This is a genomic window from Tabrizicola piscis (genome assembly GCF_003940805.1).
Classification (GTDB): domain Bacteria; phylum Pseudomonadota; class Alphaproteobacteria; order Rhodobacterales; family Rhodobacteraceae; genus Tabrizicola; species Tabrizicola piscis.
Map to the genome: position 1 here is coordinate 4,147,732 of NZ_CP034328.1, position 24,083 is coordinate 4,171,814.

28 protein-coding genes and 1 tRNA gene are annotated in these 24,083 nt (G+C 64.3%); 15 read left to right on the plus strand and 14 right to left on the minus strand.

From position 1 onward, the window contains the following. The first annotated feature begins 161 nt into the window (after positions 1–161). From argC to EI545_RS20115, 10 genes are all read left to right on the plus strand, one after another. On the plus strand, positions 162–1,190 hold the full coding sequence (argC, locus tag EI545_RS20070; RefSeq protein ID WP_125327128.1) for an N-acetyl-gamma-glutamyl-phosphate reductase: 1,029 nt from the start codon (positions 162–164) through the stop codon (positions 1,188–1,190). A 104-nt stretch (positions 1,191–1,294) separates the two neighbouring features. Continuing rightward, positions 1,295–1,771, plus strand: coding sequence for a cytochrome c maturation protein CcmE (ccmE, locus tag EI545_RS20075; RefSeq protein ID WP_125327129.1), 477 nt, complete (start codon positions 1,295–1,297; stop codon positions 1,769–1,771). Positions 1,772–1,837: 66 nt separating this feature from the next. Then, the gene (locus EI545_RS20080; RefSeq protein ID WP_125327130.1) at positions 1,838–2,449 is read left to right on the plus strand and encodes a holin-associated N-acetylmuramidase; all 612 of its coding nucleotides are present in this window, start codon (positions 1,838–1,840) and stop codon (positions 2,447–2,449) included. After that, positions 2,440–2,910, plus strand: a complete 471-nt coding sequence (locus EI545_RS20085; RefSeq protein WP_125327131.1) for a holin family protein — start codon at positions 2,440–2,442, stop codon at positions 2,908–2,910. The genes EI545_RS20080 and EI545_RS20085 overlap by 10 nt, the downstream gene beginning before the upstream one ends. A 61-nt stretch (positions 2,911–2,971) precedes the next feature. After that, positions 2,972–4,714, plus strand: a complete 1,743-nt coding sequence (argS, locus tag EI545_RS20090) for an arginine--tRNA ligase (RefSeq protein ID WP_125327132.1) — start codon at positions 2,972–2,974, stop codon at positions 4,712–4,714. A gap of 74 nt (positions 4,715–4,788) precedes the next feature. Continuing rightward, entirely contained in the window at positions 4,789–5,823 is a 1,035-nt protein-coding gene (locus EI545_RS20095; RefSeq protein WP_125327133.1) for an SPOR domain-containing protein, read from the plus strand. After that, on the plus strand, positions 5,820–6,815 hold the full coding sequence (locus EI545_RS20100) for a glycoside hydrolase family 3 N-terminal domain-containing protein (protein WP_125327134.1): 996 nt from the start codon (positions 5,820–5,822) through the stop codon (positions 6,813–6,815). Before EI545_RS20095 ends, EI545_RS20100 begins: the two co-directional genes overlap by 4 nt. After that, the gene (locus EI545_RS20105) at positions 6,808–7,599 is read left to right on the plus strand and encodes a segregation and condensation protein A (protein ID WP_125327135.1); all 792 of its coding nucleotides are present in this window, start codon (positions 6,808–6,810) and stop codon (positions 7,597–7,599) included. Before EI545_RS20100 ends, EI545_RS20105 begins: the two co-directional genes overlap by 8 nt. Then, positions 7,596–8,234, plus strand: a complete 639-nt coding sequence (gene scpB, locus EI545_RS20110; protein ID WP_125327136.1) for an SMC-Scp complex subunit ScpB — start codon at positions 7,596–7,598, stop codon at positions 8,232–8,234. Before EI545_RS20105 ends, scpB begins: the two co-directional genes overlap by 4 nt. Positions 8,235–8,241: 7 nt before the next feature. Then, positions 8,242–8,442 (plus strand): hypothetical protein, encoded by a 201-nt coding sequence (locus EI545_RS20115; RefSeq protein ID WP_125327137.1) that lies wholly within the window; start codon positions 8,242–8,244, stop codon positions 8,440–8,442. Here EI545_RS20115 and EI545_RS20120 read toward each other — a convergent pair. From EI545_RS20120 to EI545_RS20155, 8 genes are all read right to left on the minus strand, one after another. Then, a complete protein-coding gene (locus tag EI545_RS20120) occupies positions 8,439–9,521 on the minus strand; it encodes a 2'-deoxycytidine 5'-triphosphate deaminase (RefSeq protein ID WP_125327138.1) in 1,083 nt (360 codons plus the stop codon). The genes EI545_RS20115 and EI545_RS20120 overlap by 4 nt on opposite strands. 70 nt (positions 9,522–9,591) lie before the next feature. Continuing rightward, positions 9,592–9,669, minus strand: a tRNA-Pro gene (locus tag EI545_RS20125). Between the two features lie 72 nt (positions 9,670–9,741). Then, the gene (locus EI545_RS20130) at positions 9,742–10,419 is read right to left on the minus strand and encodes a MerR family transcriptional regulator (RefSeq protein ID WP_125327139.1); all 678 of its coding nucleotides are present in this window, start codon (positions 10,417–10,419) and stop codon (positions 9,742–9,744) included. Between the two features lie 14 nt (positions 10,420–10,433). Continuing rightward, positions 10,434–10,736 (minus strand): integration host factor subunit alpha, encoded by a 303-nt coding sequence (gene ihfA, locus EI545_RS20135; protein ID WP_125327140.1) that lies wholly within the window; start codon positions 10,734–10,736, stop codon positions 10,434–10,436. Positions 10,737–10,838: 102 nt separating this feature from the next. Next, positions 10,839–11,810 carry a beta-ketoacyl-ACP synthase III gene (locus tag EI545_RS20140; RefSeq protein WP_125327141.1) on the minus strand — a complete coding sequence of 324 codons (972 nt, stop codon included), beginning with the start codon at positions 11,808–11,810 and terminating at the stop codon, positions 10,839–10,841. Further along, the gene (gene plsX, locus EI545_RS20145) at positions 11,807–12,946 is read right to left on the minus strand and encodes a phosphate acyltransferase PlsX (RefSeq protein ID WP_125327142.1); all 1,140 of its coding nucleotides are present in this window, start codon (positions 12,944–12,946) and stop codon (positions 11,807–11,809) included. The genes EI545_RS20140 and plsX overlap by 4 nt, the downstream gene beginning before the upstream one ends. 26 nt (positions 12,947–12,972) lie before the next feature. Next, positions 12,973–13,179 carry a 50S ribosomal protein L32 gene (gene rpmF / locus EI545_RS20150; RefSeq protein ID WP_125327143.1) on the minus strand — a complete coding sequence of 69 codons (207 nt, stop codon included), beginning with the start codon at positions 13,177–13,179 and terminating at the stop codon, positions 12,973–12,975. Positions 13,180–13,351: 172 nt separating this feature from the next. Beyond that, positions 13,352–13,915, minus strand: coding sequence for a YceD family protein (locus tag EI545_RS20155; RefSeq protein WP_125327144.1), 564 nt, complete (start codon positions 13,913–13,915; stop codon positions 13,352–13,354). 215 nt (positions 13,916–14,130) lie between these two features. Here EI545_RS20155 and EI545_RS20160 point away from each other — a divergent pair, with 215 nt between their 5' ends. Continuing rightward, positions 14,131–14,553 carry an outer membrane protein assembly factor BamE gene (locus EI545_RS20160; RefSeq protein ID WP_245990216.1) on the plus strand — a complete coding sequence of 141 codons (423 nt, stop codon included), beginning with the start codon at positions 14,131–14,133 and terminating at the stop codon, positions 14,551–14,553. Positions 14,554–14,561: 8 nt separating this feature from the next. On the opposite strand, the gene msrB is transcribed toward EI545_RS20160, so the two are convergent. After that, positions 14,562–14,954 carry a peptide-methionine (R)-S-oxide reductase MsrB gene (gene msrB / locus EI545_RS20165; protein ID WP_125327145.1) on the minus strand — a complete coding sequence of 131 codons (393 nt, stop codon included), beginning with the start codon at positions 14,952–14,954 and terminating at the stop codon, positions 14,562–14,564. Positions 14,955–15,013: 59 nt separating this feature from the next. Between msrB and EI545_RS20170 the strand changes: the two genes are divergently transcribed. Further along, entirely contained in the window at positions 15,014–15,742 is a 729-nt protein-coding gene (locus EI545_RS20170; RefSeq protein ID WP_245990218.1) for a GNAT family N-acyltransferase, read from the plus strand. 106 nt (positions 15,743–15,848) lie between these two features. Here the strand turns inward: EI545_RS20170 and EI545_RS20175 are convergent, their stop codons facing one another. The 4 genes from EI545_RS20175 to EI545_RS20190 all read right to left on the minus strand — a co-directional run bounded on the left by EI545_RS20175 (position 15,849) and on the right by EI545_RS20190 (position 19,238). Further along, entirely contained in the window at positions 15,849–16,880 is a 1,032-nt protein-coding gene (locus EI545_RS20175) for a hypothetical protein (RefSeq protein WP_125327146.1), read from the minus strand. Positions 16,881–16,988: 108 nt separating this feature from the next. Continuing rightward, positions 16,989–17,969: a methyltetrahydrofolate cobalamin methyltransferase gene (locus EI545_RS20180; protein ID WP_125327147.1), complete on the minus strand. Its 981-nt coding sequence runs from the start codon at positions 17,967–17,969 to the stop codon at positions 16,989–16,991. Positions 17,970–17,971: 2 nt separating this feature from the next. Further along, entirely contained in the window at positions 17,972–18,886 is a 915-nt protein-coding gene (locus tag EI545_RS20185; RefSeq protein ID WP_125327749.1) for a methylenetetrahydrofolate reductase, read from the minus strand. 49 nt (positions 18,887–18,935) lie between these two features. Then, entirely contained in the window at positions 18,936–19,238 is a 303-nt protein-coding gene (locus tag EI545_RS20190; protein WP_125327148.1) for a virulence factor, read from the minus strand. 289 nt (positions 19,239–19,527) lie between these two features. On the opposite strand from EI545_RS20190, the gene EI545_RS20195 reads away from it, so the two are divergent. Continuing rightward, entirely contained in the window at positions 19,528–20,670 is a 1,143-nt protein-coding gene (locus EI545_RS20195; RefSeq protein WP_125327149.1) for a Ppx/GppA phosphatase family protein, read from the plus strand. Then, positions 20,667–21,389 carry an RlmE family RNA methyltransferase gene (locus tag EI545_RS20200; protein ID WP_125327150.1) on the plus strand — a complete coding sequence of 241 codons (723 nt, stop codon included), beginning with the start codon at positions 20,667–20,669 and terminating at the stop codon, positions 21,387–21,389. Before EI545_RS20195 ends, EI545_RS20200 begins: the two co-directional genes overlap by 4 nt. Positions 21,390–21,537: 148 nt before the next feature. On the opposite strand, the gene mepK is transcribed toward EI545_RS20200, so the two are convergent. Further along, positions 21,538–22,107 carry a peptidoglycan L,D-endopeptidase MepK gene (gene mepK, locus EI545_RS20205; RefSeq protein ID WP_125327151.1) on the minus strand — a complete coding sequence of 190 codons (570 nt, stop codon included), beginning with the start codon at positions 22,105–22,107 and terminating at the stop codon, positions 21,538–21,540. A 359-nt stretch (positions 22,108–22,466) separates the two neighbouring features. Here mepK and EI545_RS20210 point away from each other — a divergent pair, with 359 nt between their 5' ends. After that, positions 22,467–24,068 carry a L,D-transpeptidase family protein gene (locus EI545_RS20210; RefSeq protein WP_125327152.1) on the plus strand — a complete coding sequence of 534 codons (1,602 nt, stop codon included), beginning with the start codon at positions 22,467–22,469 and terminating at the stop codon, positions 24,066–24,068. The last annotated feature ends 15 nt before the right edge of the window (positions 24,069–24,083 follow it).

Here is a 24,083-nt window from a genome sequence, read left to right on the forward strand (position 1 = left end):
CTGCGCGCAAGAGGCGCGCAACCGGCTCGGGCAGCGGGGGTTTTCCACCCCCGGAGGATATTTGGGCAAATGTGAAAGGGTTGCAGACAAAGGGGGGTGTGGTCTTGCAAAGGCGGGACGCGGAGCGCAAAGAGGGCACGTTTGTTGGACGGGAGGTTGCCATGACCCATCGTATCGCCATTCTTGGCGCATCGGGCTACACCGGGGCGGAACTGGTGCGGCTGATTGCCACCCATCCCGAGATGCGGATTGTCGCCCTGTCGGCGGACCGCAAGGCTGGGCTGGCGATGTCGGAGGTGTTTCCCTTCCTGCGCCATCTGGACCTGCCACCGCTGGTCAAGATCGACGAGATCGATTTTTCCAATGTGGACTTGTGCTTCTGCGCGCTTCCTCATGCGACGACGCAGGAGGTGGTGGCCCGGCTGCCGCGCGATCTGAAGATCGTGGACCTGAGCGCCGATTTTCGCCTGCGCGACCCTGCGGCTTACGAAAAGTGGTATGGGCAACCCCATGCTGCGCAGGACCTGCAGGCCGAGGCGGTATACGGCCTGACCGAGTTCTACCGCGACGAGATCAGGTCGGCTCGGCTGGTTGCGGGGACGGGGTGCAATGCGGCGACGGGGCAGTTTGCGCTGCGGCCGCTGATCGCTGCCGGGGTGATTGATCTGGACGACATCCTGATCGACCTGAAGGCGGGTGTGTCCGGGGCCGGGCGGTCCTTGAAGGAAAACCTGCTGCACGCCGAGCTTTCGGGCGGCACGCATGCCTATTCCGCCGGGGGCAAGCACCGGCATCTGGGCGAGTTTGATCAGGAATTCTCCAAGGTGGCGGGGCGGCCGGTCCTTGTGCAGTTCACGCCGCATCTTCTGCCAATGAACCGGGGGATTCTGGCCACGGTCTATGTCAAAGGCGACGCAAAGACCGTGCATCAGACTCTTGAAAACGCTTATGAAAATGAGCCATTCCTGCGCGTGCTGCCATTTGGTGCGCTGCCGTCGACCCGTGACATTGCCGGCAGCAACTTCTGCCATCTGGGTGTTGTCGGCGACAGGATCGCCGGGCGTGCCGTGGTGGTGGCAGTGCTGGACAACCTGACCAAGGGATCCTCGGGTCAGGCGATCCAGAATGCGAACCTGATGCTGGGGATCGAGGAAACGGCGGGGCTGATGCTGGCGCCGATCTTCCCGTGATCTGGCCTCGGGCAGGCTGCGGCATCCTGCAGCCCTTGACCGGGATCAAGGCATCCCCACTTTAGGTGGGACAAGCTTCCCCCAAGGGGAAAGGACGGCGGCAGATGAGCGTGAAGCAGGAATTCCGGGGCCTTAAGGGGCTGAAAAAGCAGCGGCGGGTGCAGATCATCGCCCTTGCGGCAGTGGCGCTGGTCGCTTCGACCGCGCTGATCGGTTATGCCATGCGCGACGGGATCAACTTCTTCCGCAGCCCAAGCCAGGTGATGAGCGAGCCGCCCGAACCCGGTGAGACGTTCCGGATTGGCGGGCTGGTCGTCGAAGGATCAATCCAGCGGGGGGAGGGGGCGACGGTGGCCTTTGCGGTGACCGACACCAATGCGACCGTGCCGGTGACCTATACCGGGGTGCTGCCGGACCTGTTCAGCGAAGGGCAGGGCATGGTGGCACTTGGCCGGATGGAGGGCGACACGTTCGTCGCGACCGAAGTGCTGGCCAAGCATGATGAAACCTATATGCCGAAAGAGGTGGTGGACGCGCTGAAAGAACAGGGCGTCTATCAGGAACCGGCCCCCGAAAGCTGAGCGCGCGCCCGGTCAGGGCGGCGTTAACGGCAGATCGGCAGGGTAGCCCCGCAAATGGGGGTGCCGATGCCAGATGTCCGCGAGATTGCCGAAGCGATTGTCGCCCGTGAGGGCGGGTTTGTGAATGACCCCGATGATCCGGGAGGGGCCACGAACCATGGCGTGACGATCCACACGCTGCGGCGTCTGGGGATTGACGTGACCCGGGATAGGCGGATCGACTTGGCCGATGTGCGCGCCCTGACCCGGGCGCAGGCCGTCGAGATCTATCTGGAACACTACTACACCCGCCCCGGCATCGCCGCTTTGCCTGAGGCGATTCAGGCAGGCGTGTTTGACATGTATGTCAACGCGGGCGGCAATGCGGTGAAGATCCTGCAGCGGCTTTTGACCGACATGGGCTTTCCCTGCGACCCGGATGGCGAGATCGGGCCCCAGACCATTCGCGCGGCACAGCTGGCGCAAGAGGCGGCGCCGACGCATCTGGCGGATGCCTACGGGATCGCGCGGCGGAACTACTATTACGCGCTGGCGGATCGGCGGCCTGCCAGCCGCAAGTTTGCCCGGGCAAGGGATGGCGGCAAGGGCGGCTGGATCAAGCGGGCGGAGGAATTCATCGCGCCGCGCTATCACCTGACAACGGCGCAGCATGCGGCTCGGGTGGCGGCATGGGGGTGATCGGCAGGCTGGTGGGGTCGCCCGGTGCCGTGTCGGCACTGGGGGACGCGGCGAAGGGGGTGGCGGAGGTGTTCCTGCCGTCAGCCACGCGGAAGATGGAGTTGAGCGCCGAGGCACAGATGGCGGCGCTGCGGCAGCTGGGGGAGGAGTATCAGCATCCCGCCCTCAATTGGTTCGACCGGCTGGTGAACGGGCTGAACCGGTTGCCGCGGCCCTTGCTGGCCTTTGGCACGCTGGGGCTGTTTACCTATGCGATGGTGGACCCCGAGGCTTTTGCGCGGCGGATGGTAGGCCTCAGTGCCGTGCCAGAGCCGCTTTGGTGGCTGTTGGGGGCGATTGTCGCCTTCTACTTCGGCGCGCGCGAGACGCATTATTTCCGCACGCGGGGTGTGGTGTCGCCCTTCGCAGCCCAAGCCCCGGCCGAGGAAAATGCCGCGCTGGCAGACTGGCGGCAGGGTTGAGCGATCCTTGACCTCTGCCGCACCCTCTGGCATGGCGAAGGGCGTCAGAGGATGTGATCAAATGAACCTTTTCGCCGATATCCGCGCGCTTGTCGTGGCCGAACTGCAGGCGCTTATGGCGGCGGGCGTGCTGCCTGCGGGCCTTGACCTTGCTGCTGTCGCGGTGGAACCGCCACGCGATGCGGGCCATGGCGACATGGCGACGAATGCGGCGATGGTGCTGGCCAAACCGGCGGGGATGCCACCCCGCGCGATTGCCGATGCGCTGGCGGTCAAGCTGATGGAGGACCCGCGGATTGCCGGGGCCGATGTGGCGGGGCCGGGGTTCCTGAACCTGCGATTGGAGCCTGCGGCCTGGCACGGTCTGGTCCGCGCGGTTTTGGAGCAGGGTACAGCCTATGGCCGGTCCACCCTTGGTGCCGGGCGCAAGGTGAATGTGGAGTTTGTCAGCGCCAACCCCACCGGGCCGATGCACGTCGGCCACGTCCGGGGCGCGGTGGTCGGCGATGCGCTGGCGCGGCTTCTGGCCTATGCCGGCTGGGACGTGACGCGGGAATATTACATCAACGACGGCGGGGCGCAGGTCGACGTGCTGGCACGGTCGGCCTATGAACGCTACCGCGAGGCGAACGGCCTTGAACCCGAAATCCGCGAGGGGCTTTACCCCGGCGATTACCTCATTCCGGTGGGCGAGGCGCTGAAGGCCAAGTATGGCGACAGCCTGCTGGACAAGGGCGAGCAGTATTGGCTGACCGATGTCCGCGATTTCGCGACCGAGATGATGATGGCGATGATCCGTGAGGATCTGGCCGCGCTTGGCGTGCAGATGGATGTCTATTCATCGGAAAAGGCGCTGTACGGCACCGGCCAGATCGAGGCTGCGATCAAGGCATTGCGCGACATGGACCTGATCTATGAAGGCGTCCTTGAACCCCCGAAGGGCAAGGAACCCGACGATTGGGAACCCCGCGTCCAGACCCTGTTCCGGTCCACCGCGCATGGCGACGACGTTGACCGCCCCGTGCAGAAGTCTGACGGGTCCTGGACCTATTTTGCCCCCGACATCGCCTATCACTACAACAAGGTCCAGCGCGGCTTTGATGAGCTGATCGACATTTTCGGCGCTGACCATGGCGGCTATGTCAAGCGAATGAAGGCGGCCGTGGCGGCCCTGTCCAACGGCCGGGTGCCTTTGGACATCAAGCTGATCCAGTTGGTCAAGCTGTGGAAGAATGGCGAGCCCTTCAAGATGTCGAAGCGGGCCGGGACGTTTGTCACCCTCCGCGACGTCGTCGACGAAGTCGGAGCGGATGTCACCCGGTTCATGATGCTGACGCGCAAGAACGACGTGGCCTTGGACTTCGACTTTGACAAGGTGATGGAACAGTCGAAGGACAACCCGGTCTTCTATGTCCAATATGCCAATGCGCGCGTGAACTCGATCCTGCGCAAGGCGCGCGAGGCGGGGCTGGATGTCCGGGATACCAGTCTTGCCGGGTCTGTACTGACCAGTCTGACGCATCCGGCCGAGCTTGAGATGATCCGAAAGCTGGCCGAATGGCCGCGTCTGGTGGAAATCGCCGCCAAGGGGAATGAACCGCACCGGGTGGCGTTTTACCTCTTTGAACTGGCGTCAGACTTCCATGGGCTGTGGAATCGGGGCAATGACGATGCCAGCTTGCGGTTCTTGCAAGAGGATCAGTCCATTTCTCAGGCGAAAATCGCCCTTGTAAGGGCCGTGGGCGTTGTCATTTGCGCAGGCCTTGGTATCCTTGGCGTCACTCCGGTTGAGGAAATGCGCTGACTGAAAAAGCGCCCTGCCGGGGATGAGGCGCAAAGGCAGGGACGGACAAACCGTCCCGCAGGCAGGGGCAGCATATGGCGGACGCAGATTACGAAGATCATGGCGGCCAATATGACGCAGATGCGCCGCCGCACTGGCCGGGCGCGCACAAGTTTCAGCGCTGGGTGACACTGGCAGGGGCGGTGGCTTCTGTCGGGCTGGTTGTGGGGCTTGGCTTCTGGGGCTACCGGCTTGCCGTACGCGATGTCACCGGGGTGCCGGTGGTGCAGGCGCTGGACGGGCCGATGCGGATTGCCCCCGACAACCCGGGGGGCGAGATTGCCAGTCATCAGGGTCTGTCGGTGAATGATGTCGCCGAGTCCGGCGTTGCCGCCGCGGTGCCCGAAACGCTGATCCTTGCGCCGCGCCCGGTCGAGCTTGCGCCCGAAGACACCGCCGGTCTTGCCGCGCCGCAGATGCCGGGGCTGGCTGAGGTGTCGGCCCCGCTGCCCGACCCCGGCGTGGTCGACCCCGCCGGCGCCGATCTGGCGCTGGCCGCCGCACCGCCTGTCGAAAGCGCCAGCCCGACCGAACTGGCCGTAGATGCCGCCTTGGCCGAGGCTTTGGGTCTGGACCCTGACCCTGCTCCCGCTGCGAATGCCGGTTCCTTGGCTGCAGCCTCCACTGACCCGCTGAGTGACCCTCTTGCTGACTCCCTGAGTGACGCGATGCCTGCAACGGCCGAGATTGCGCCTGCCGGGGCGATCACCCTGTCGCCGCGCCCGAGAGCCCGCCCGTTGCGCGCCGCTGAAGCCCCTGCGCCTACCGAGGCCATGGATATGTCGGCCGTCAATGAGATCGACCCCGCGACGATCCCGCTTGGCACCCGGCTGGTGCAGTTTGGCGCCTTCGACAGCGCGGATGAGGCTCGGGCCGAATGGGCGCGCTTGCAAGGCAGCTTTGGCGATCTGTTGGCGGAAAAGGCCATGGTCGTGCAACCGGCCGAAAGCGGCGGACGCACCTTCTTTCGCCTTCGCGCCCATGGGTTTGAGGATGAAACCGACGCCCGCCGCTTCTGCTCGGCCTTCGTTGCGCAAGAGGCGACCTGCATCCCGGTTCCGCAGCGATGACTGCCGCTTTTGGCGCGACGATCCTTGGTTGCGCGGGGCCTGCGCTGCTGCCTGAGGAGCGCGCCTTCTTTCGCGCAGCCGACCCGTTCGGGTTCATCCTCTTCGCCCGCAACGTCGAAACGCCGGACCAGCTGCGCCGCTTGACGGGCGACCTGCGCGATGCGGTGGGCCGCGATGCGCCGATCCTGGTCGATCAGGAAGGGGGCCGCGTCCAACGCCTGCGTGCGCCGCACTGGCACGACTGGGACCCGCCGCTTGAGACGGTGGAACGCGCCGGATCGCTGGCCGAAGCCGCGCGGATCCTGCGCTTGCGGTCGCAGGTGATTGCAGCGGAACTTGCGGCGGTCGGGATCGACGCCAATTGCGCGCCGGTGGCTGATGTGGCCTTTGCCCAGACCCACCCTTTCCTGCGCAACCGGTGCTATGGGACTGACCCTGCCAGCGTCGCCACCATCGGTCGCGCGGTGGCTGACGGGTTGCTGGCCGGGGGTGTCCTGCCGGTTCTGAAGCACATGCCGGGGCATGGCCGGTCGCATCTGGACACGCATCTGTCCTTGCCGACAGTCACCGCCGGGTTGGACGACCTGCGCGCGGTGGACTTCGCACCCTTCCGCGCGCTGGCCGACCTGCCGATGGCGATGACAGCGCATCTGGTCTTTGCCGCGCTTGATCCTGACTTGCCCGCCACCCAGTCGCCAACGATGATCCGCCAGATCCGCGACGAGATCGGCTTTCAGGGCCTGCTCATGACCGATGACCTGAACATGGAGGCGCTTTCGGGCAGCCTTGCAGACCGCACCGCACGCTCGATGGCGGCGGGGGTTGACGTGGCCCTGCATTGCAAGGGCGATCTGGCCGAGATGGCGGCCGTGGTCGATGCCGCCGGGCAGATGACCCCAGCCGCCATGGCGCGGGGCAGGGCGGCGCTGGCCCTGCGGCGCAAGGTTGCCGCTGACATGCCCGCCCTCTTGGCGGAGTTGGCCGATGGCTGATGTCGACAGCTGGGACCAACCGGAACGCCTGCCCGTCGAAGACCGGATCGCCGCCGAGGCGTTGATCGTGGATGTCGACGGGTTCGAAGGGCCGCTGGACCTGCTGCTGACCCTCAGCCGGACGCAGAAGGTGGACCTGCGCAAGATCTCGGTCCTGAAGCTGGCGGAACAATACCTTGGCTTTGTCGAACAGGCCCGCAGCCTGCGGATCGAACTGGCGGCAGATTATCTGGTGATGGCGGCCTGGCTGGCCTTCCTGAAGTCACGCCTGCTGTTGCCGCCCGAACCGGGCGAGGCGGGCCCCAGCGCCGAAGACCTTGCCGCGCATCTGGCGTTCCAGCTGGAACGGTTGCAGGCCATGCGCGATGCCGCCGCCCGTCTGATGGGCCGTGACCAACTTGGCCGCGATTTCTTTGTGCGTGGCGTGCCCGAGGATGTCACCCATCACCGCAAGGTCACCTATACCGCCACGCTGCTTGACCTGATGCGCGCCTATGCCCGCATCCGCACCAAGGATGAATTCCGCCCCTTCGTGATGGACCGCGAACATGTTTTCACCATGGAACAGGCGCTGGACCGGTTGCGCGGGCTGATCGGCTATGCGGGTGACTGGGCCGATCTGACCAGCTTCCTGCCCGAAGGCTGGAACGTCACCCCCATGGCCCGCCGGTCCGCCACTGCCGCCCATTTCGCGGCGGTCCTGGAGCTTGCCAAGGCCGGGCAGATCACCCTGCGGCAGGGCGACACCTTCGCCCCCATCCAGCTGCGGCGGAGGGAGCCATGAGCGACCTTGACGAACAAAGCCTGTTCGACGCGCCCCCGATGGGGGAACAGGAGCGGATGGTCGAAGCGATCCTCTTCGCCATGTCGGAACCCGTGACCCTTGCCGAACTGGCGGCCCGCCTGCCGCATGGGTCGGACCCGGCCGAAGCGCTGGTCCATTTGCGCAAACGCTATGAGGGGCGGGGTGTGAACCTGGTCAAGGTGGGCGACGCCTACGCGTTCCGCACCGCGCCCGATCTTGGCCACCTGATGCGGCGCGAAACGGTCGAGACGCGGAAGCTGTCCCGTGCCGCAATCGAAACGCTGGCGATTATCGCCTATCACCAGCCCGTCACCCGCGCGGAGATCGAAGAGATTCGTGGCGTTGCAGTCAGCCGCGGCACTGTCGACCAACTGCTGGAACTGGACTGGATCCGCCTTGGCCGCCGCCGGATGACCCCGGGTCGCCCTGTGACCTTTGTCGTGACGGAAACCTTCCTTGACCACTTCGGCCTAGAATCTGCCCGCGATCTGCCGGGCCTGAAAGAACTGCGCGCCGCCGGCCTGCTGGACAATCGCCCGGCTCCGGGTCAGGCTTTGGCCGGCGATGACGATGACGAAGCCACAGCCGGCCAGACCGAGCTGTTTGAGGATTAAGGCCAGCATGGATCTCAATCGGCTTATCACGATGCGGACCAGACTGTTCATCCGGTCGGCGGTAAAGACCGGCGTGGACTTTGCCGCGCGCAGTGGCAAGCCCGCCTCAGATATGACCCCGGAAGAGCGCAAGCAGGCCAAGACCGCCAAGGCGATGGCCGACAAGGCGCAAAAGGCGGCCCGACTAAGCCGCAGGTTCTTGCGCTAGGGCCTCGTCCGGAACTGCTTGGCCAGCTTCAGCCCCTGACCTTGGTAATTCGAAGAAATCCCAACGCCGTAAAGGGTTTCCGGCCGTTCGCTCATCCGCTCATAGACCAGACGGCCCACAACCTGCCCATGTTCCAGCACGAAGGGCGCTTCGTGGCAGCGCACCTCCAGCACCCCGCGCGACCCGCTGCCCCCGGCTGCAGCATGGCCGAAACCGGGGTCGAAGAACCCGGCATAATGCACCCGGAATTCGCCCACCATGGCCAGATAGGGGGCCATTTCGGCGGCATAGTCGGGGGGGATCGTCACAGCCTCACGGCTGACCAGAATATAGAACGCGCCGGGGTCAAGGATGATGCGGCCATCCGTGGAATGCAGTTCTTCCCAGAAGTCCTGCGCCGGATAGTGGCCGATCCGGTCAAGGTCCACCACCCCCGTATGGGGTTTGGCACGGTAGCCGACCAGAGTGCCTTTTGCAGGGCGCAAGTCCACGGAAAAGCCCAGACCTTCGGAAATCACCGCCTCGCCGGTCACCAGCGGATCAGCGGCGTGCAGGCTGGTCAATTCGGCGTCCGACAGCACCGCCTGACCGCTGCGAAAGCGGATCTGGTTCAGCCGCTGCCCGGCCCGCACCAGCACCGAAAAGCTGCGTGGGCACACCTCGGCATAAAGCGGCCCGGCATAGCCTTCGGGGATGCGGTCAAACTCAATCCCGCCATCGGTGATCGTGCGGGTCAGCAGGTCCAGCCGACCGGATGAGCTTTTGGCGTTGGCTACCGCTGTCACACCCGGCGGCAGGGCCAGGCGTTCGGCCAGGGGAATCACATAGACGCAGTTCTTTTCCAGCACCGCCCCTTCGGTCAGGTTGACCTTGTGCATGGTGAATTCGTCCAGCCGGTCCTGCACGCGGCGGCCCTTGCCCGCCAGAAACGACGCGCGCACCCGGTAGGCCACCGTGCCAAGCCGCAGGTCAAGGCTGGCGGGCTGCAACTGGTCGTCCAGAACATCGGGACTGGCGGCAATGCCACCCGCAGCGATCAACCCGCGCAGGGCCTGTGAGGGGAGAACGCCATGTGTCATCAGATCCCCGCCCCGGATGGTGAAAACGAAACCGCCCGCGCTGCCGCAGGGCAGGCGGGCGGTTTTGCAATGGTCGGGCCGGAGAGATTCGAACTCTCGACCTCCCGCCCCCCAGACGGACGCGCTAACCAGGCTGCGCTACGGCCCGACACGGGGCGATACATACTGATATTCCGGGCCGGGGCAAGCGGGAAAGCATCCGGTCATCCACATGATGCGCTCAGCCCTCGCCGCCTTCGGACCGGCTGGCAAGTTGCGCGCGCAAGGCGGCCAGACGGCGGGCCAGAACAGCAATTTCCGGCGCTGACAGTCGTAGAGCTTTGGGCGGCAAGGCTCTGATCAAGCTGGCAAAAGTTTCATCTTCCCGGCGGGTTGGCTGTCGCGGGGCAGCTTTCGGCGCGGGAGGTGTATCAAACAGTGGCAGGACAGATTGCACCGGAGTTGCGGGGGCGGCAGGCGCCAGATCCTCATCATCCTCGATGGCGATGAATCCGGCTTCTGGGATTACTTCTTCGACCGGATCCGGCGCGAACGCTGTCGCGTCTTCCGCGTCGGCATCCTGTCGGCTGTCAAGGCGGATGACCTCGGCCGTCACAGCCGGGGCGATCAGTCCTTCAACCGACACCGAATCGTCCGAAAGGCCCGCCACATGGCGCACACCCTGATCACGGAGGATCTTCTGGACGCCCCGGATCGTCAGACCTTCATCATGCAGCAGCCGTTTGATGCCTGCCAGCAACGCCACGTCGGAAGGACGATAATACCGCCGCCCCCCGGCACGCTTGACCGGGCGGATCTGCGTAAACCGACTTTCCCAGAACCGCAGCACATGGGCCGGGGTTTCCAGAACTTCGGCCACTTCGCTGATCGTGCGGAAGGCGTCAGGCGACTTGTCCATCCGCTACAGCCCCTTCAGCGCTTCTTTCCGGCAGCAACGCGATCCTTCATCAGATGCGAGGGGCGGAAGGTCAGGACGCGGCGCGGGGAAATCGGAACTTCTTCGCCAGTCTTGGGGTTGCGGCCCACCCGGGCGGATTTGGCACGGACCGAAAAGGTCCCGAAGGACGAAATTTTCACCGTCTCGCCCGAGGCCAGCGCGTCCGACATATGCTGCAGCACCGCTTCGACAAGATTGGCAGATTCGTTGCGGCTCAGGCCCACTTCGCGAAAAACGGCTTCGCTGAGGTCCATTCTGGTCAGGGTCTTCTCGCTCATCTCGTCCCCCCATGAGCTTGTGAACACGGCTCTTTCCACGACCATGCGGCGGATGGATTTCCGAGTCAATATCAACCACTTGGGGCGCGGGCTTAAAGGCGCCTACCAGCGCAGGACGACCGAGCCCCAGGCCAGCCCGCCGCCAATCGCCTCGGTCACCAGAAGATCGCCCGGCTTGATCTGGCCGCGCGCCTTGCCAACCGACAGGGCCAGTGGGATCGACGCGGCTGATGTGTTGCCATGATCCTGCACCGTGACGATCACCCGGTCCATCGACACCTGCATCCGTTTTGCGGTGCCTTCGATGATGCGGATATTGGCCTGATGCGGCACGATCCAGTCAACATCGTCCGACGTGAGCCCAGCCTTCTCCAGCGCGGTATGCGCGGTTTCTGCCAGCTTTTCAATGGCATGGCGGAAGACTTCCTTGCCTTCCATCACCAGATGCCCGGTGGTCCCGGTGGATGTCCCGCCGTCCACATAAAGCAGGTCCCGGAACCGCCCGTCCGAGTTGAGGTCAGCCGCCAGGATGCCCCGGTCGGCACTGCTGCCGCTGGCCTCAACCGCCTCAAGCACCAGCGCCCCGGCACCGTCACCGAACAGCACACAGGTCCCCCGGTCCTTCCAGTTCATCAGACGGCTGAACGTCTCGGCCCCGATCACCAGCACGCGTTTTGCCTGACCCGACAGGATCAGCGCATTGGCGTTGGTGAGCGCATAGACGAAACCCGCGCACACTGCCTGCACGTCGAAGGCATAGCCCTTGGTCATCCCAAGCGCGGCCTGCACCATGGTTGCAACGGAGGGAAAGGTGAAATCCGGGGTCGAGGTGGCGACGATGATCGCGTCGATATCGGTAGCCGCCATCCCTGCGTCGGCCAAGGCGGCCAAGGCCGCCCGTGTGGCAAGGTCTGAGGTCAGCTGGCCTTCGGCGGCGAAATGCCGGCGCTCGATCCCTGATCGGCTTTTGATCCATTCATCCGAGGTATCGACAATGGCTTCGAACTCGGCGTTCGGGACTACGCGGTCGGGCAGGTAGTGCCCGACGCCCTTGACTGTGGCGCGTATCGTCATGCGGTCGGACTGCTCCCCAACCCGGCGTCGCTGCCGGGCGCTTCCTGCGCGGCATCCTGCCCCGCACCTTCGGCCGATGCAACCCGGGCCGCCAGCCGTTCGATGAAACGGACTTGCGCGAGTTGATAGGCAAGGCCGATGGCCGCAGCCACACCCGTGGCATCGGCAGCGCCGTGAGATTTCACCACAGTGCCGTTCAGCCCCAGAAAGACCCCACCGTTCACGCGGCGCGGATCGATGCGTTTCTGAAAGCGTTTCAGCGAATTCATTGCCAACAGGGCCGCAAATTTTGACAAGATGCCCGCCCCGAACGCGTCTCGCAGAAAGTCCGAGATCAGCTTGGCCGTACCTTCACCCGTCTTCAGCGCGACGTTACCGGTGAAACCATCGGTCACGATGACATCCACCCGGTTCGATGGCAGATCGCCACCTTCGACAAAGCCGACATAGTCAAAGCTGCCGACCTTGGCCACAGCGGTCATCCGGTCATGCGCTTCCTTCAACTCGGCCCGGCCCTTGTGTTCTTCGGTGCCGACATTCAGCAGGCCAATCCGTGGCCGTGCCAGGCCCATGCCGTTGCGGGCATAGGACGCGCCCATCGTGGCATATTGCAGCAGATCGTCGGCTTCGGCCTTCACATCGGCGCCCACGTCCAGCATCAGGTTGAACCCGCCCGGATTGCGCGACGGCCAAAGGCAGGCAATCGCTGGCCGGTTCACCCCAGGCAACTTCCGCAAGCGCAGCATCGACACGGCCATCAGCGCACCGGTATTGCCGCAGGACACGGCAACCGTCGCCTCGCCGTCCTTGACGCTGTCGATCGTCGACCACATCGACGTGCCGGCCCCGTGGCGCATCACCTGGGCGGGCTTGTCCTCCATCGTCACGACGCGCGGGGCGTGCCGCAAGGTGCAACGACCGCTCAGAATCGGATGGCGGGCGACCAGCGGTGCAACCACCGCCTCGTCGCCATGCAGGATCGCGTCCATCTGGGGATGTTGGGCCATGGAATCAGCAAGACCGGCAACAACCGCTGCCGGTCCACGATCACCCCCCATGGCATCTACCGAAATGACGACGCGATCAGAAGCCGATACAGAGGCCGTGGCAGACGCAAAATCGGGTCCGGTGGCCATGGGATATGTCGCGCGAAAGGCGCGGCTTACGCCGCATCCTCGTCAAGATCCACTTCACGGGCCATCGACACGACTTCGCGCGAATCATAGTGGCCGCAGGACGGGCACACATGGTGCGGGCGCTTCAGCTCGCCACAGTTCGGGCATTCGTTCGGATTCGCGGCAACCAGCGAGTCATGCGCGCGGCGCATGTTGCGCTTGGATTTCGTAGTGCGGTTCTGCGGGACAGCCATGTCACAACCTCAGGCAGTGGGGACAGGCCCCTGGATTTCCTTTGCAAAGCAACGCGGTCAGAGGATGCCTCGGCAATAGCCGACCGGTGCTGCTTCACAGCTTGAATGAGGCGCGATACATACTCGCATTTCTGGCATGCGCAAGCCCTTTTCGCCCGGTAGGCGGCGGGTTTCAGCCCTCTTTGTCAGGCTTTGCCGCCATCCGTCCGGCAAGGGCGGCAAGCCCCGCAAAGGGCTTCAGGTCGCTGTCCTCCAGCGGCGTCACCCCGTCCGGCGCCAGTGTCAGGTTGCCCAGTTCCGCCCCCGGCGCCCTGGGGTAAAGCGGCAGCGCCAGCATCAGCGCCTCGGCCGCGATGTCGGCAATATCAATGACCTCGGGCATCGGTTCGACGGTATCATCCTCGGGCATTTCCATCTCATCCGCATCGGGCGCGGGCAGATCGACGACATATCTGCGCCGCACCTCTTCGCTGATCCGTGCGCGCACCGGGGCCAGGGTCACGATGCAGGCCTGATCACATTCGGCCGTCAGCGTGGCGGTCAGCACCATTGCGTCACGCCCGTCCGGCGTGATCTGGCCCGCAAACTCCAGCTTGCGCAGCGCCAGCAGGCCCAGGTCCTGCGCCAGACTGGCTTGCACCTCGGCATCGGGGGCATAGTGAAAGCGCGTCGGCTTGCGCGGGCTAAGGCCGCCGGTGCGAAACCGGGTCGGGCGGGCAGGGGCGGCATCGGTCATGGTGGGGCCTTCACAAGGGAATGATGGCAGGCAGCCCCGGTCAGGCGTTCCATTCTTGAACAAGGGGCCACCCTTCTGTTATCCCCTTTGCAAAGGGTTTTGAAGAACCCGCGTCGCGAGCGGCGTTTTTGGCGGGCATGAGGGCAGGTATGGCGGTATTCCGGTTGGCGCGGACGGTCCTGGCGATGTGCCATAGGACGCGCAAGCAAGGTGCAATGCTGGTCCTCGTGGCAGGCATCGCCGCCTGTTCGTCGGTCTATCGCAACCATGGCTATGTGCCGGCTGAGGATGAACTCGCCCTCGTCGAAGTGGGTGTCGACACGCGCGAGACTGTTGGCCAGAAGATCGGCCGCCCCTCGACCTCGGGCCTTCTGAATGACGAAGGCTGGTTCTATGTCCAAAGCCGCTATGAACATCGCGGCCCCCGCCAACCCCGCGAGATCGAGCGTGAGGTTCTGGCCGTCACCTTCAACGCCTCCGGCACGGTGGAAAACATTGCGCGCTATGGCCTTGAAGACGGCAAGGTCGTGCAGATTTCACGCCGCGTGACCGAGACGAACATCAAGGGCATCTCGCTGATCCGGCAGCTTTTGGGCAACTTCGGGCGCTTCCAGGCGAGTGACTTCATCGGCGAATAGGCCGGAGGTCAATCCTCCGGTTCGAACCGCAAGGCCACGCCATTGATGCAGTAGCGCAGGCCCGTCGGGGCCGGACCGTCCGGGAACACATGTCCAAGATGCGCCTCGCAGCGGTTGCAGTGTACTTCGGTGCGGCGCATGAACCAGCTGTTGTCGGACTGCTCGCCCACCATCTCGTGGTCAAGCGGGGCATAGAACGACGGCCAGCCGGTCCCGCTTTCGAATTTTGTGGTATGATCGAACAAGGGCGCGTCGCAGCAGATGCAGCGGAAGGTGCCGGGCGCTTTCGGGAAGTCATCATGCGTGAAGGCGCGTTCAGTGCCGTGCTTGCGCGTGACCTTGTAGGCGAGGTCGGACAGTTGGGCCTGCCATTCGGCTTCGGTCTTGATGATCTTGTCCATTTCGGGGACTCCTGTTTTACAGGTTCTATCTAGGGCGTGGTGCAGCGGGGGAAAAGGGCGTGCAGCCTTTGGTACGGGGCAGACTGATCGCGCGGTTGGCGGAGGGTCCGGGGGATCTGGGCCGGATCATGGACTTTCGCCGCGCCGCCTTTCCCCGGCATGTCGGCGAAGAAGAGGACGCGCAGGACGCGCTGTCGGCCCATGTCATGGTCGAATCCGCCGAGGGTGAGCTGCTGGGCTACTTCCGCGTCATGCTGTTCGGCTGGGGGGCCGGGCTGGAGCAAGGCTATGCCGCGCGGTTTTATGATGTGACCCCGCTTGCCGGATACGCGCTTCCCATCGCCGAGATGGGGCGGTTCTGCCTGGCCCCCGGAGGCGTCCACCCCGATGTGCTGCGCATGGCCTGGGGGGCGATGACGCGGCTGGTGGATGAGGGGCAGGCGGGGCTCTTGGTCGGCTGCACCTCGTTCCGGGGGGCGGACTGGGGGCTGCACCGGTCGGGGCTTGCCTTGCTGGCCGCGGGTCATCTGGGGCCAGAGGAACACCGGCCCGGGCGGAAGGCGGCTGAGGTGGTCAACTATCCCGCGCTGGTGGGGCCGGTCACGGACCGGCGGGCGTCGCTGGCCGCGCTGCCGCCCTTGCTGCGGACCTATCTGGGGATGGGGGGGTGGGTCAGCGACCACGCGGTGGTGGACCGGGAGCTGGATACCCTGCACGTCTTTACCTGTGTCGAGGTCGACAAGGTCCCGAAGGCGCGGGCTGCGAGTTTGCGGGTGGTGGCGGGGTAGGTGTCCCGGGCAGGGACAGGGGCTCATTTGTGGCGAATCAAGGGGTTACAGGTCGCCGTTCAGACTTTCTTAGGGTTTGAACGCGCAGCCAGCCGCCGCAAGGTGCCTATTCGGCGGACCGGCTATTCAACTGTCTGGTGACTTCGGCCATGAAGCTTGGCCAGTTCAACGGATGAATGCGCAGGGTCTGGAAGCTTACATAAAGCAGCATGCTGCCCAGAAGGAAAAACACCGGCACGCGCCGCAGCGGCAGTCCGCGGAAGAAAATGCCCAGAAATCCGATCAACAGCGCCAGCGCCACCAGCGCGAACGCGATGACAGCGCTGCCCATTTGCACAGCATTTGCCGTCCTCGCGTCCACCTCACCGATGGCACGCAAGTGCGCGACAACATTGCCGAAATACAAGAAGAAGCAGGCAATTCCGCCCATCGCGAGCCCAAGAAGCGAGAAGATTGCGCGCGCGCCTCCGGAGGTTTGCACCGGAGGTCTGGTCATCGCGACTGTGTATACGGGCGCCCCCTGTTCAGCTGGCGCGGTGTTGCCGGGAAAGATCGCCCGGATGAACAACGCCACGCCAAGCGACACGATCGCAATGCCGCCAAGCCCCAAACCCGCTGCTGCCCCCCCACCATAGTCATCCCGGATCACCACGTAGTCATCCATGGCAATCCTTGCCATTTGAATGCCCACTGCACAGCCTAAGCCCCCAAGAATGACAAGGCCAAACCGGTACCGCCAGCGAAAGCGCGAACGTGTCGGCTGCATCTGGATCGGCGAGGCAGCCGTCGCAGAAGCTTGCGGGGAATAGACGGCCGGCGCATTAGAGGAACGCTCGGAATGCGCTTTGCGAACACCGCCAATTGCGCGGATCGTCAGCACCACGCCAAATATAATGATCGCAATGCTGCCAAATCCCAGGCCCAGGGCGGCAGCAAGGCCATACTGGTCCTTGATCGATTCGTAGTTGAGGTTGATGACTGCGACCAGATACGCTCCGGCATTGACCATGATCGGGCCGAAAAATAAGCCCTTGGGCAAACGGCGTTTCGTCTTTGTCGCGGCGAAGGGCTGGTTCGGGTTCTGTCCCGCGCCAGACCTGATCCGGTTGAGCCGCTCTTCGAAATCCGAGTTGGACATAGGGCGGCCCGATCCGTGCTGGTCAGCAAAAGCCTAGCGGATCGGGCAGCGCAACTGCAAGGATAAACGCGTGAATTGCGTTCATCTTTAGCGGGTTAGGGGTGTTGCCTACCCCCGGCCTTTACGCCCGCCACGCCGCCCGGCCGAGGCCTGGCTGGCCGCAGCGGACGCTTCGGCGAAGGTCATGCCGCCCTCGACCGCCTCAAGCACTTTGGCAAAGCGGATCCATTCGCCGCCGTTCGGGTCGTGGTTCATCAGGAAGTTGGCGGCGCGGATCGCTTCCATTTCCTGCTGGCGGACGGGGTTCATGATGGCGGAGGTCATGCCTGCGCCAATGGCCATGGGCAGGAAGGCCCCGTTGATGCCATGGCGGTGGGGCAGGCCGAAGGAGATGTTGGACGCCCCGCAGGTGGTGTTCACCCCAAGCTCATCCCGCAGGCGGCGGACGAGGGTAAAGACCTGCTGACCAGCGGACCCCATGGCGCCGACCGGCATCACCAGCGGGTCAACCACGATGTCATGCGCCGGGATGCCGAAATCGGCGGCGCGTTCGACGATCTTCTTGGCCACGGCAAAGCGCACGTCGGGGTCTTCGGAAATGCCGGTGTCGTCGTTGGAAATCGCCACGACCGGCACGTTGTATTTCTTGACCAGCGGCAGCACGAGTTCCAGCCGGTGCTCCTCACCCGTGACGGAGTTCAGGAGGGGCCGGCCTTCGCAGGCCATCAGGCCGGATTCCAGCGCCCCGGGAACCGACGAATCGATGCAGAGCGGCACGTCGACGGTCTGCTGGATGATCTCGATCAGAGCCTTCATCAGCGGCGGTTCGACAAAGTTGTTGTCGGCATAGCGCGGGTCGGTGGCCATCATGTTGGTGAAGACAGCGCCGGAGTTCACGTCAAGGACCGTGGCCCCGCAGGCGACCTGTTCCAGCGCGTCCTTGATGACGGTTTCGAAATTGCCCTGCTCCAACTCGGCCGCGAGTTTCTTGCGGCCGGTGGGGTTGATCCGTTCGCCGATCACGCAGAAGGGTTCGTCGAAACCGATGATGACGGTTTTCGTTTTGGATTCAATGACAGTACGGGTCATTCTTAAACCTTTTCAGCGTTTGCAGGGACGCCCGAGGCGCCGCCATTGTCGGTGACCCATTGGGCATTGGTCTTGATGCCACCCAAGGGGAAGAAATGGACCTGTTCGATGCCAAAGCCGGGGTTTGCGGCCTTGTGGGCGGCAAGATCGGCCAGAACCTCGGTCGGCTCATAGGGCAGGAGGAGTTTGGTGACATCCATCGCCCGTTTCTGCAAGACGCGGAGGCTTGGCCCCACACCGCAGGCGATGGCGAATTTGATCAGGGTCTGCAGTTTCGCGGGGCCAGCGATGCCGATATGGACCGGCAGCTTGACGCCTTCGGCCTGCAGGCGGTTCACCCAGTCGATGACCGGCTGCGCCTCGAAGCAGAATTGGGTGGCCATGGCCATCTGCGCATCAGTGCGGTCCATGAAGGCGGATTTCCAGCGCGCGGCTTCCATCACCATGCGGTCGGACCCATCGGGGTCGATATCCTTGTTGCCTTCGGGGTGGCCTGCGACATGAAGGCGGTCAAAGCCGGTAAAGGCCCCGGATTCAAGAAGTTGCATCGAGGTTGCGAAGTCGCCCACGGGTTGGGCGACACCGCCGGCAAGCAGAAGGCCCTGCCGCACGCCCACGTCCTTGTAGCGCGCGACCCAGTCGGTCAGCGTGGCCTTGTCCTTGATGATCCGCGCGGGAAAGTGCGGCATGGCGCTGTAGCCTTCCGCCGTGACCCGCGCGGCGGTGGCCACCATATCCTCGATCGGCGTGCCGTCGATATGGGCGATGTAGACGCGGGTGCCGGTGGGGAGGATGTCGCGGAGGCTGTCCACCTTTTCGGCGGTGCGGGGCATCACCTCGATCGAGTAGCCCTTGAGGAACGCCTCCAGCGGGGCGGCGGCGGGTTCGTCCTTGCGGCGGAAGTTGAACAGGGCCATCACGGTTTCCTTGAGTGTCAGGGGCTTGGCGGGCGGCAGGGGCATCTGGTCAGGCCTTGGCCCAACCATCCGTTGCGATCAGGGCTTTCAGGCGGTCAGTGTCGAATTCGGCCTCAAGCCGGGCGGCTTCGGTCGCGGCAATCGTGTCAGGCTCGCCCTCGACATCGCCGATGGGGGCTTTGCGCCATTCGGCAAGGTAGGCGTCCGCGTCCTTGGCGCCGATCTTCATGGCGCAGCGGTCGATGGCCTGTTCGAAGCGTTCGGACAGCTGGACCTTGGAGGCGCGGCGGCCGGTGCCGACGATGACCTGCGCCGGGATGTCGCGCCAGTAAACGATGGTGACGGTGGTCATGGCGCAGATCCTTTGACTTTCCTGCTAGATAATCGCCGGGCGGCGACGCCCCATGTCGATTTCCGACCTTGGACAGGCGTCAAGCGACGCTGGCATCCTATCCCGATTGCGCAAGACCCTGCCATGGGTTCGAAGATGAAATCTTCCCATGAACATCATGTCGGGACGCGCAGGCCGGGCCCCAGGGTCGCCTGCCCGCGCGGCACTGCCGCCTTGGGGCGCTGTCACACCACTTGCACCATCCTTGGTTCCCGACTACCTTTTCCTCAACCACACATGGAGGGCGATCATGACGCCCGAGCGTCCCCGTAGGGCGGACGCGACTGACGCGCAGGTCGAGACTTCCCTGGATGTTTCCCGCGCTGATGCACCGTCTGCCCTATCTGACCCGGGGTCAGCTCCGCTTTATGCGGCGCTTGATCTTGGGACCAACAGTTGCCGGATGCTGATTGCCCAACCCACGGGCAGTCAGTTCGTGATCGTTGACAGCTTTTCCAAGTCGGTCCAGCTGGGCGTCGGGCTGGAAGCGTCCGGGCGGTTGAGCCGGTCGTCGATGGCGCGCACGATTCAGGCGCTGCGGATCTGCGAGAAGAAGCTGGAAAAGCACAACGTCCGCCGGATGCGGCTGGTCGCGACCGAGGCGTGCCGCCGCGCGCGCAACGCCCGCGACTTCATCCGTCAGGTGCGGCGCGAGACGGGTCTGCAGCTGGAGATCATCGCCCCCGAGGAAGAGGCGCGGCTGGCGGTCATCTCTTGCGCGCCTCTGGTCAGCCACACGACCGAGCAGTTGCTGGTGGTGGACATCGGCGGCGGATCGACGGAGCTGGTCTGGATCGACCTGTCCGCTGTGGCCCCGCCGGACCGGCCCAAAGCGATCATGCGGTTGCACATGGGGTTTGACGCGCAGGGCGAGGGGGCCGTGGCCCGGGTGGTGGACTGGATTTCGGTGCCGCTTGGTGTGGCGACGCTGAAGGACCAGTTCATCGACGTGGATGACGATGCCGCGCGCTTTGCCCTGATGAGCTGGTTTTTCGAGGAGAACCTGGCCAGCTTCAGCCCCTACAACGCCGAAAACCCGCGTGAGGGGTTTCAGATTGTTGGCACCAGCGGCACGGTGACCACGGTCGCGGCCAGTTTCCTGAACCTCAAGCGCTATGACCGGACCAAGGTGGACGGGCTGCAGATGACATCCGACCAGATCGACACGGTGATCCGCGATTACCTGTCTTTGGGCCCGGAAGGGCGGCGGAATGACCCGAGGATCGGCCGCGATCGCCACGCCTTGATCATGTCGGGTGCTGCGATCCTGCAGGCCCTGATGCGGATCTGGCCGACGGACCGCTTGTCGGTGGCCGACAGGGGCCTTAGGGAGGGCCTCTTGTACGCGCAGATGAGCAGCGACGGCATTCTTGAGGACGGGCCTTACACATGACGGAAAAACCAGGCTCGGGCCGGGGCCAGCGCGAATTGCGGGTGCGGGTCAAGACGGCGAAGGGGCGCAAGCTGTCTTCGACGCTGTGGCTGGAGCGGCAGCTGAATGACCCCTATGTGATCCGCGCCAAGAAGGAAGGCTACCGGGGCAGGGCGGCCTACAAGATCATGGATCTGGACGACCGCTACGGGTTTCTGAAGCCCGGGGCGCGGGTGGTGGATCTTGGCTGCGCGCCGGGGGGCTGGTGCCAGGTGGCGGTGGTCCGGGTCAATGCGCTGGGGCAGAACCCGAAAAAGCCGGTGGGCCGGGTGATTGGCGTGGACCTGCAAGAGGTGGAGCCGATTGCGGGGGCCGAACTCCACCAGCTCGATTTCCTGTCGGATCAGGCGGATGATCTGGTCAAGGGCTGGCTTGGGGGCCGGGCCGACGTGGTGATGTCCGACATGGCGGCGGCGGCCAGCGGACACAAGGCGACGGACCACTTGCGGATTGTGGCGCTGGTCGAGGCGGCGTTGGCCTTCGCCTTCGACGTGCTGGAGGATGACGGGACCTTTGTCGCGAAGGTGCTGGCAGGCGGGGCCGAGAACGAGATGCAGGCTGTGTTGAAGAAGAACTTCAAGAAGGTGGCGAACGTCAAACCACCCGCCAGCCGCGCCGACAGTTCGGAGAAGTTCGTGGTGGCGATGGGCTTTCGCGGGCGCGAGGTGGGCGAGGGCTGACGATCCTCCTCATCCTCCTAACCCTCCTCGTTCGACTTCGTCTTCTCGTCGGGAAGAGCGAGGAGCGACGAAGTCGACGACGAGCGGGAGGCTGGTGCAGAAATGAAAAAGGCGCCCGAAGGCGCCGCTTTTCCAATTGTTCGGGGTGTCAGCCGCCCCAGCTGCGGACCGGGCCGCAATCCATGTGGACGAAGTTCGACCGCGAATACTTGCCGACGCCGCCCGAAGCACAGGCCGCCGCCGCCTTGGCCATCTGGCCGACCGACCGCGATTTCAGCCGCAGGTCTGCCGCCTGGCCCTTCATGTGCAGCGAGTTCTTCGCCACGCCGCGCGACTTGGACCGCAGCATCGCGTTGGTCTTGGGACTGCGGAAGCCCGACAGCAGCATGTAGGGTTCGCTGACATCCATCAGCCGGTGCGACGCGGCCATGATGTCCACTGTGCGCATGTCGATCCCGATGGCATCATCAGACCGCCAGTCGCGCATGAAGTAATTGATTTCCTTCATGACTTCGGGGATGTATTCCCCTTCGATCCAGTAGATCGTGTCGATGCTTTCCCCGGTTCTGCCCGAGTACATGCGGATGCGGCGAATGTCGCCGGACCCTTTCAAAAGCCCGAAGGCATTCGAGTAGGTCGGGGCCGCAATCACGGCCGTTGCCGCAAACGCACCCAATAGGCCACGCCGTGTGACGCCGAAACTTGTCTGGTCAGTCATTCTTACGCCTGTCCCCGTTGCTGTCTTCGACTGCCTTAGTGCAGCTTTCGTGCAACTTCTTCCCCAAGTGCCACTGGGTTATGGCACAAGTCGAATCGAAGCCCAAGCCTCGATTGTTCCTTGGTTCCCCACCACAACCTGAATCGGCAAATTTTCGCTGAACGTGCCTGAAAGTTGCCCAGTGTTGTGTCGCTGCATCGGTTTGCCCGGTCACTGTCGCGATTTTGGACACAGTCAAGGGGTCAAGTCACTGTCCTACCGGTTTGTGAATGGACAGCGGCGCGATTTTCAAGAAACGATGACAAAACGCTGCCCAAACGCTGCCCAAACGCTGCCAAGTCCTTGGAAATGAGAGTTGAATGACCCGGTCTGCCCCTTACAAGTTGCCTGCCCTTACCATCGTGCTGTCCTTGACCCTGGGGGCGTTCCTGTCGGCTCCGGCTGCGGCGCAACCGAGCGCATTTTCTCAATCCCTTGCCGCCGCGGCGACCGATGATGCGGTCATTGCCGACTGGTATGGCAAGACGGGGTATGAACCCCTGTGGACGGGGAGCGATGATGCCGAACGCCGGCAGGCGTTTCTGGCGGCGATCGCCAGTGCCGCCGATCATGGCCTGCCAGTGCAGCGCTATGATGCGGTGGCCCTGACCAACGCGCTGCGCGCGGCGGAATCCGAAGGGGACCGGGGCCGGATCGAAGTGGCGATGACCCGGGCCTATCTGGCCTGGGCGCGGGATCTGACCTCGGGCGCGATTGATCCGGCCAAGGTGGATGCGGGTATCGTGCGCGAGATCGACCGGATTGATCCGCAGATCCTGCTGACGCGCATTGCCGCCGGGAACCCCAAGGCGGTCATGACCTGGCTGATGCCGAAATCTCCGGCCTATCTGAACCTGATGAAGGCCAAGATCGGGCTTGAAGCGCAGATTGCCGCGGGGGGTTGGGGGGAACCTTTGGCGGTGACTCCGGTTGAGCCGGGCGACACGGGCGCTGCCGTCGTGGCGCTGCGCGACCGGCTGGTGCGGATGGGCTATCTGGCACCGACAGCGACGGCAAGCTATGACCGCGCCGTGCAGGCGGCGGTGCAGGCGTTCCAACTGGCGCATGGGCTGGTGGCCGATGGGCGCGCCGGCGAAGGCACGATCCTTGAGATGAACATCAGCGCCGGGGACCGGCTGAAATCGGTCATCGTGGCGCTGGAGCGGGAACGCTGGCTGGATATCGACCAGTCGGTGCGCCACATCTGGGTCAACCTGCCGGACTTCCGCGCCAAGATCATCGAGCACGGCCGCACGGTCTTTGATACGCGCGTGGTGATCGGGAAGAACGTGCCCGACCAGCGCAGCCCCGAGTTTTCCGACGAGATGGAGCATATGGTCATCAACCCGTCCTGGGGGGTGCCGCGGTCGATCATCGTCAAGGAATACCTGCCGCTTTTGCAGCAGAACCCCAATGCCGTGGGGCATTTGCAGGTGATCGACGGGCGTGGACGGGTCGTGCCGCGCGGGTCGGTCGATTTCTCGGCCTATTCAGCGCGCAGCTTTCCCTATGGCCTGCGTCAGCCGCCTTCGGACGGCAATGCGCTGGGGCTGGTGAAGTTCATGTTCCCGAACAAGTACAACATCTACCTGCACGACACCCCGTCCAAGTCGTTGTTCGGCAATGACGTGCGCGCCTACAGCCATGGCTGCATCCGGGTGGCCGATCCGTTTGACCTTGCCTATGCGCTGCTGGCGCTGCAATCCGATGACCCGGAAGCCGAGTTCCAGGCGCATCTCGACACGGGTAACGAAACCACGGTGAAGCTGGACAAGACCGTGCCGGTGCATCTGGTCTATTTCACCGCCTATCCGGACAGCAAGGGCCGCATCGGCTATCGTCGTGACGTCTATGGGCGGGACGCGGCGCTGTTTCGGGCGCTGGAAGAGGCCGGGGTGGCCTTGGGCGGGGTTCAGGGCTAATCCTTCCGTCACGGG

What these genes read in the sequence shown, in the direction of transcription:
- EI545_RS20105 (WP_125327135.1), top strand. Translation starts at nt 6,808, where the DNA reads ATGGCTGATGTCGACAGCTGGGACCAACCGGAACGCCTGCCCGTCGAA.
- mepK (WP_125327151.1), bottom strand. Translation starts at nt 22,107, where the DNA reads ATGACTGACCAGACAAGTTTCGGCGTCACACGGCGTGGCCTATTGGGT.
- EI545_RS20140 (WP_125327141.1), bottom strand. Translation starts at nt 11,810, where the DNA reads ATGACGATACGCGCCACAGTCAAGGGCGTCGGGCACTACCTGCCCGAC.
- EI545_RS20180 (WP_125327147.1), bottom strand. Translation starts at nt 17,969, where the DNA reads ATGACCCGTACTGTCATTGAATCCAAAACGAAAACCGTCATCATCGGT.
- ccmE (WP_125327129.1), top strand. Translation starts at nt 1,295, where the DNA reads ATGAGCGTGAAGCAGGAATTCCGGGGCCTTAAGGGGCTGAAAAAGCAG.
- scpB (WP_125327136.1), top strand. Translation starts at nt 7,596, where the DNA reads ATGAGCGACCTTGACGAACAAAGCCTGTTCGACGCGCCCCCGATGGGG.
- EI545_RS20120 (WP_125327138.1), bottom strand. Translation starts at nt 9,521, where the DNA reads ATGACACATGGCGTTCTCCCCTCACAGGCCCTGCGCGGGTTGATCGCT.
- ihfA (WP_125327140.1), bottom strand. Translation starts at nt 10,736, where the DNA reads ATGAGCGAGAAGACCCTGACCAGAATGGACCTCAGCGAAGCCGTTTTT.
- EI545_RS20200 (WP_125327150.1), top strand. Translation starts at nt 20,667, where the DNA reads ATGACGGAAAAACCAGGCTCGGGCCGGGGCCAGCGCGAATTGCGGGTG.
- EI545_RS20195 (WP_125327149.1), top strand. Translation starts at nt 19,528, where the DNA reads ATGACGCCCGAGCGTCCCCGTAGGGCGGACGCGACTGACGCGCAGGTC.
- EI545_RS20100 (WP_125327134.1), top strand. Translation starts at nt 5,820, where the DNA reads ATGACTGCCGCTTTTGGCGCGACGATCCTTGGTTGCGCGGGGCCTGCG.
- EI545_RS20185 (WP_125327749.1), bottom strand. Translation starts at nt 18,886, where the DNA reads ATGGCCCTGTTCAACTTCCGCCGCAAGGACGAACCCGCCGCCGCCCCG.
- argS (WP_125327132.1), top strand. Translation starts at nt 2,972, where the DNA reads ATGAACCTTTTCGCCGATATCCGCGCGCTTGTCGTGGCCGAACTGCAG.
- EI545_RS20080 (WP_125327130.1), top strand. Translation starts at nt 1,838, where the DNA reads ATGCCAGATGTCCGCGAGATTGCCGAAGCGATTGTCGCCCGTGAGGGC.
- EI545_RS20155 (WP_125327144.1), bottom strand. Translation starts at nt 13,915, where the DNA reads ATGACCGATGCCGCCCCTGCCCGCCCGACCCGGTTTCGCACCGGCGGC.
- EI545_RS20115 (WP_125327137.1), top strand. Translation starts at nt 8,242, where the DNA reads ATGGATCTCAATCGGCTTATCACGATGCGGACCAGACTGTTCATCCGG.
- EI545_RS20085 (WP_125327131.1), top strand. Translation starts at nt 2,440, where the DNA reads ATGGGGGTGATCGGCAGGCTGGTGGGGTCGCCCGGTGCCGTGTCGGCA.
- EI545_RS20095 (WP_125327133.1), top strand. Translation starts at nt 4,789, where the DNA reads ATGGCGGACGCAGATTACGAAGATCATGGCGGCCAATATGACGCAGAT.
- rpmF (WP_125327143.1), bottom strand. Translation starts at nt 13,179, where the DNA reads ATGGCTGTCCCGCAGAACCGCACTACGAAATCCAAGCGCAACATGCGC.
- EI545_RS20175 (WP_125327146.1), bottom strand. Translation starts at nt 16,880, where the DNA reads ATGTCCAACTCGGATTTCGAAGAGCGGCTCAACCGGATCAGGTCTGGC.
- EI545_RS20190 (WP_125327148.1), bottom strand. Translation starts at nt 19,238, where the DNA reads ATGACCACCGTCACCATCGTTTACTGGCGCGACATCCCGGCGCAGGTC.
- argC (WP_125327128.1), top strand. Translation starts at nt 162, where the DNA reads ATGACCCATCGTATCGCCATTCTTGGCGCATCGGGCTACACCGGGGCG.
- msrB (WP_125327145.1), bottom strand. Translation starts at nt 14,954, where the DNA reads ATGGACAAGATCATCAAGACCGAAGCCGAATGGCAGGCCCAACTGTCC.
- plsX (WP_125327142.1), bottom strand. Translation starts at nt 12,946, where the DNA reads ATGGCCACCGGACCCGATTTTGCGTCTGCCACGGCCTCTGTATCGGCT.
- EI545_RS20160 (WP_245990216.1), top strand. Translation starts at nt 14,131, where the DNA reads ATGCTGGTCCTCGTGGCAGGCATCGCCGCCTGTTCGTCGGTCTATCGC.
- EI545_RS20210 (WP_125327152.1), top strand. Translation starts at nt 22,467, where the DNA reads ATGACCCGGTCTGCCCCTTACAAGTTGCCTGCCCTTACCATCGTGCTG.
- EI545_RS20130 (WP_125327139.1), bottom strand. Translation starts at nt 10,419, where the DNA reads ATGGACAAGTCGCCTGACGCCTTCCGCACGATCAGCGAAGTGGCCGAA.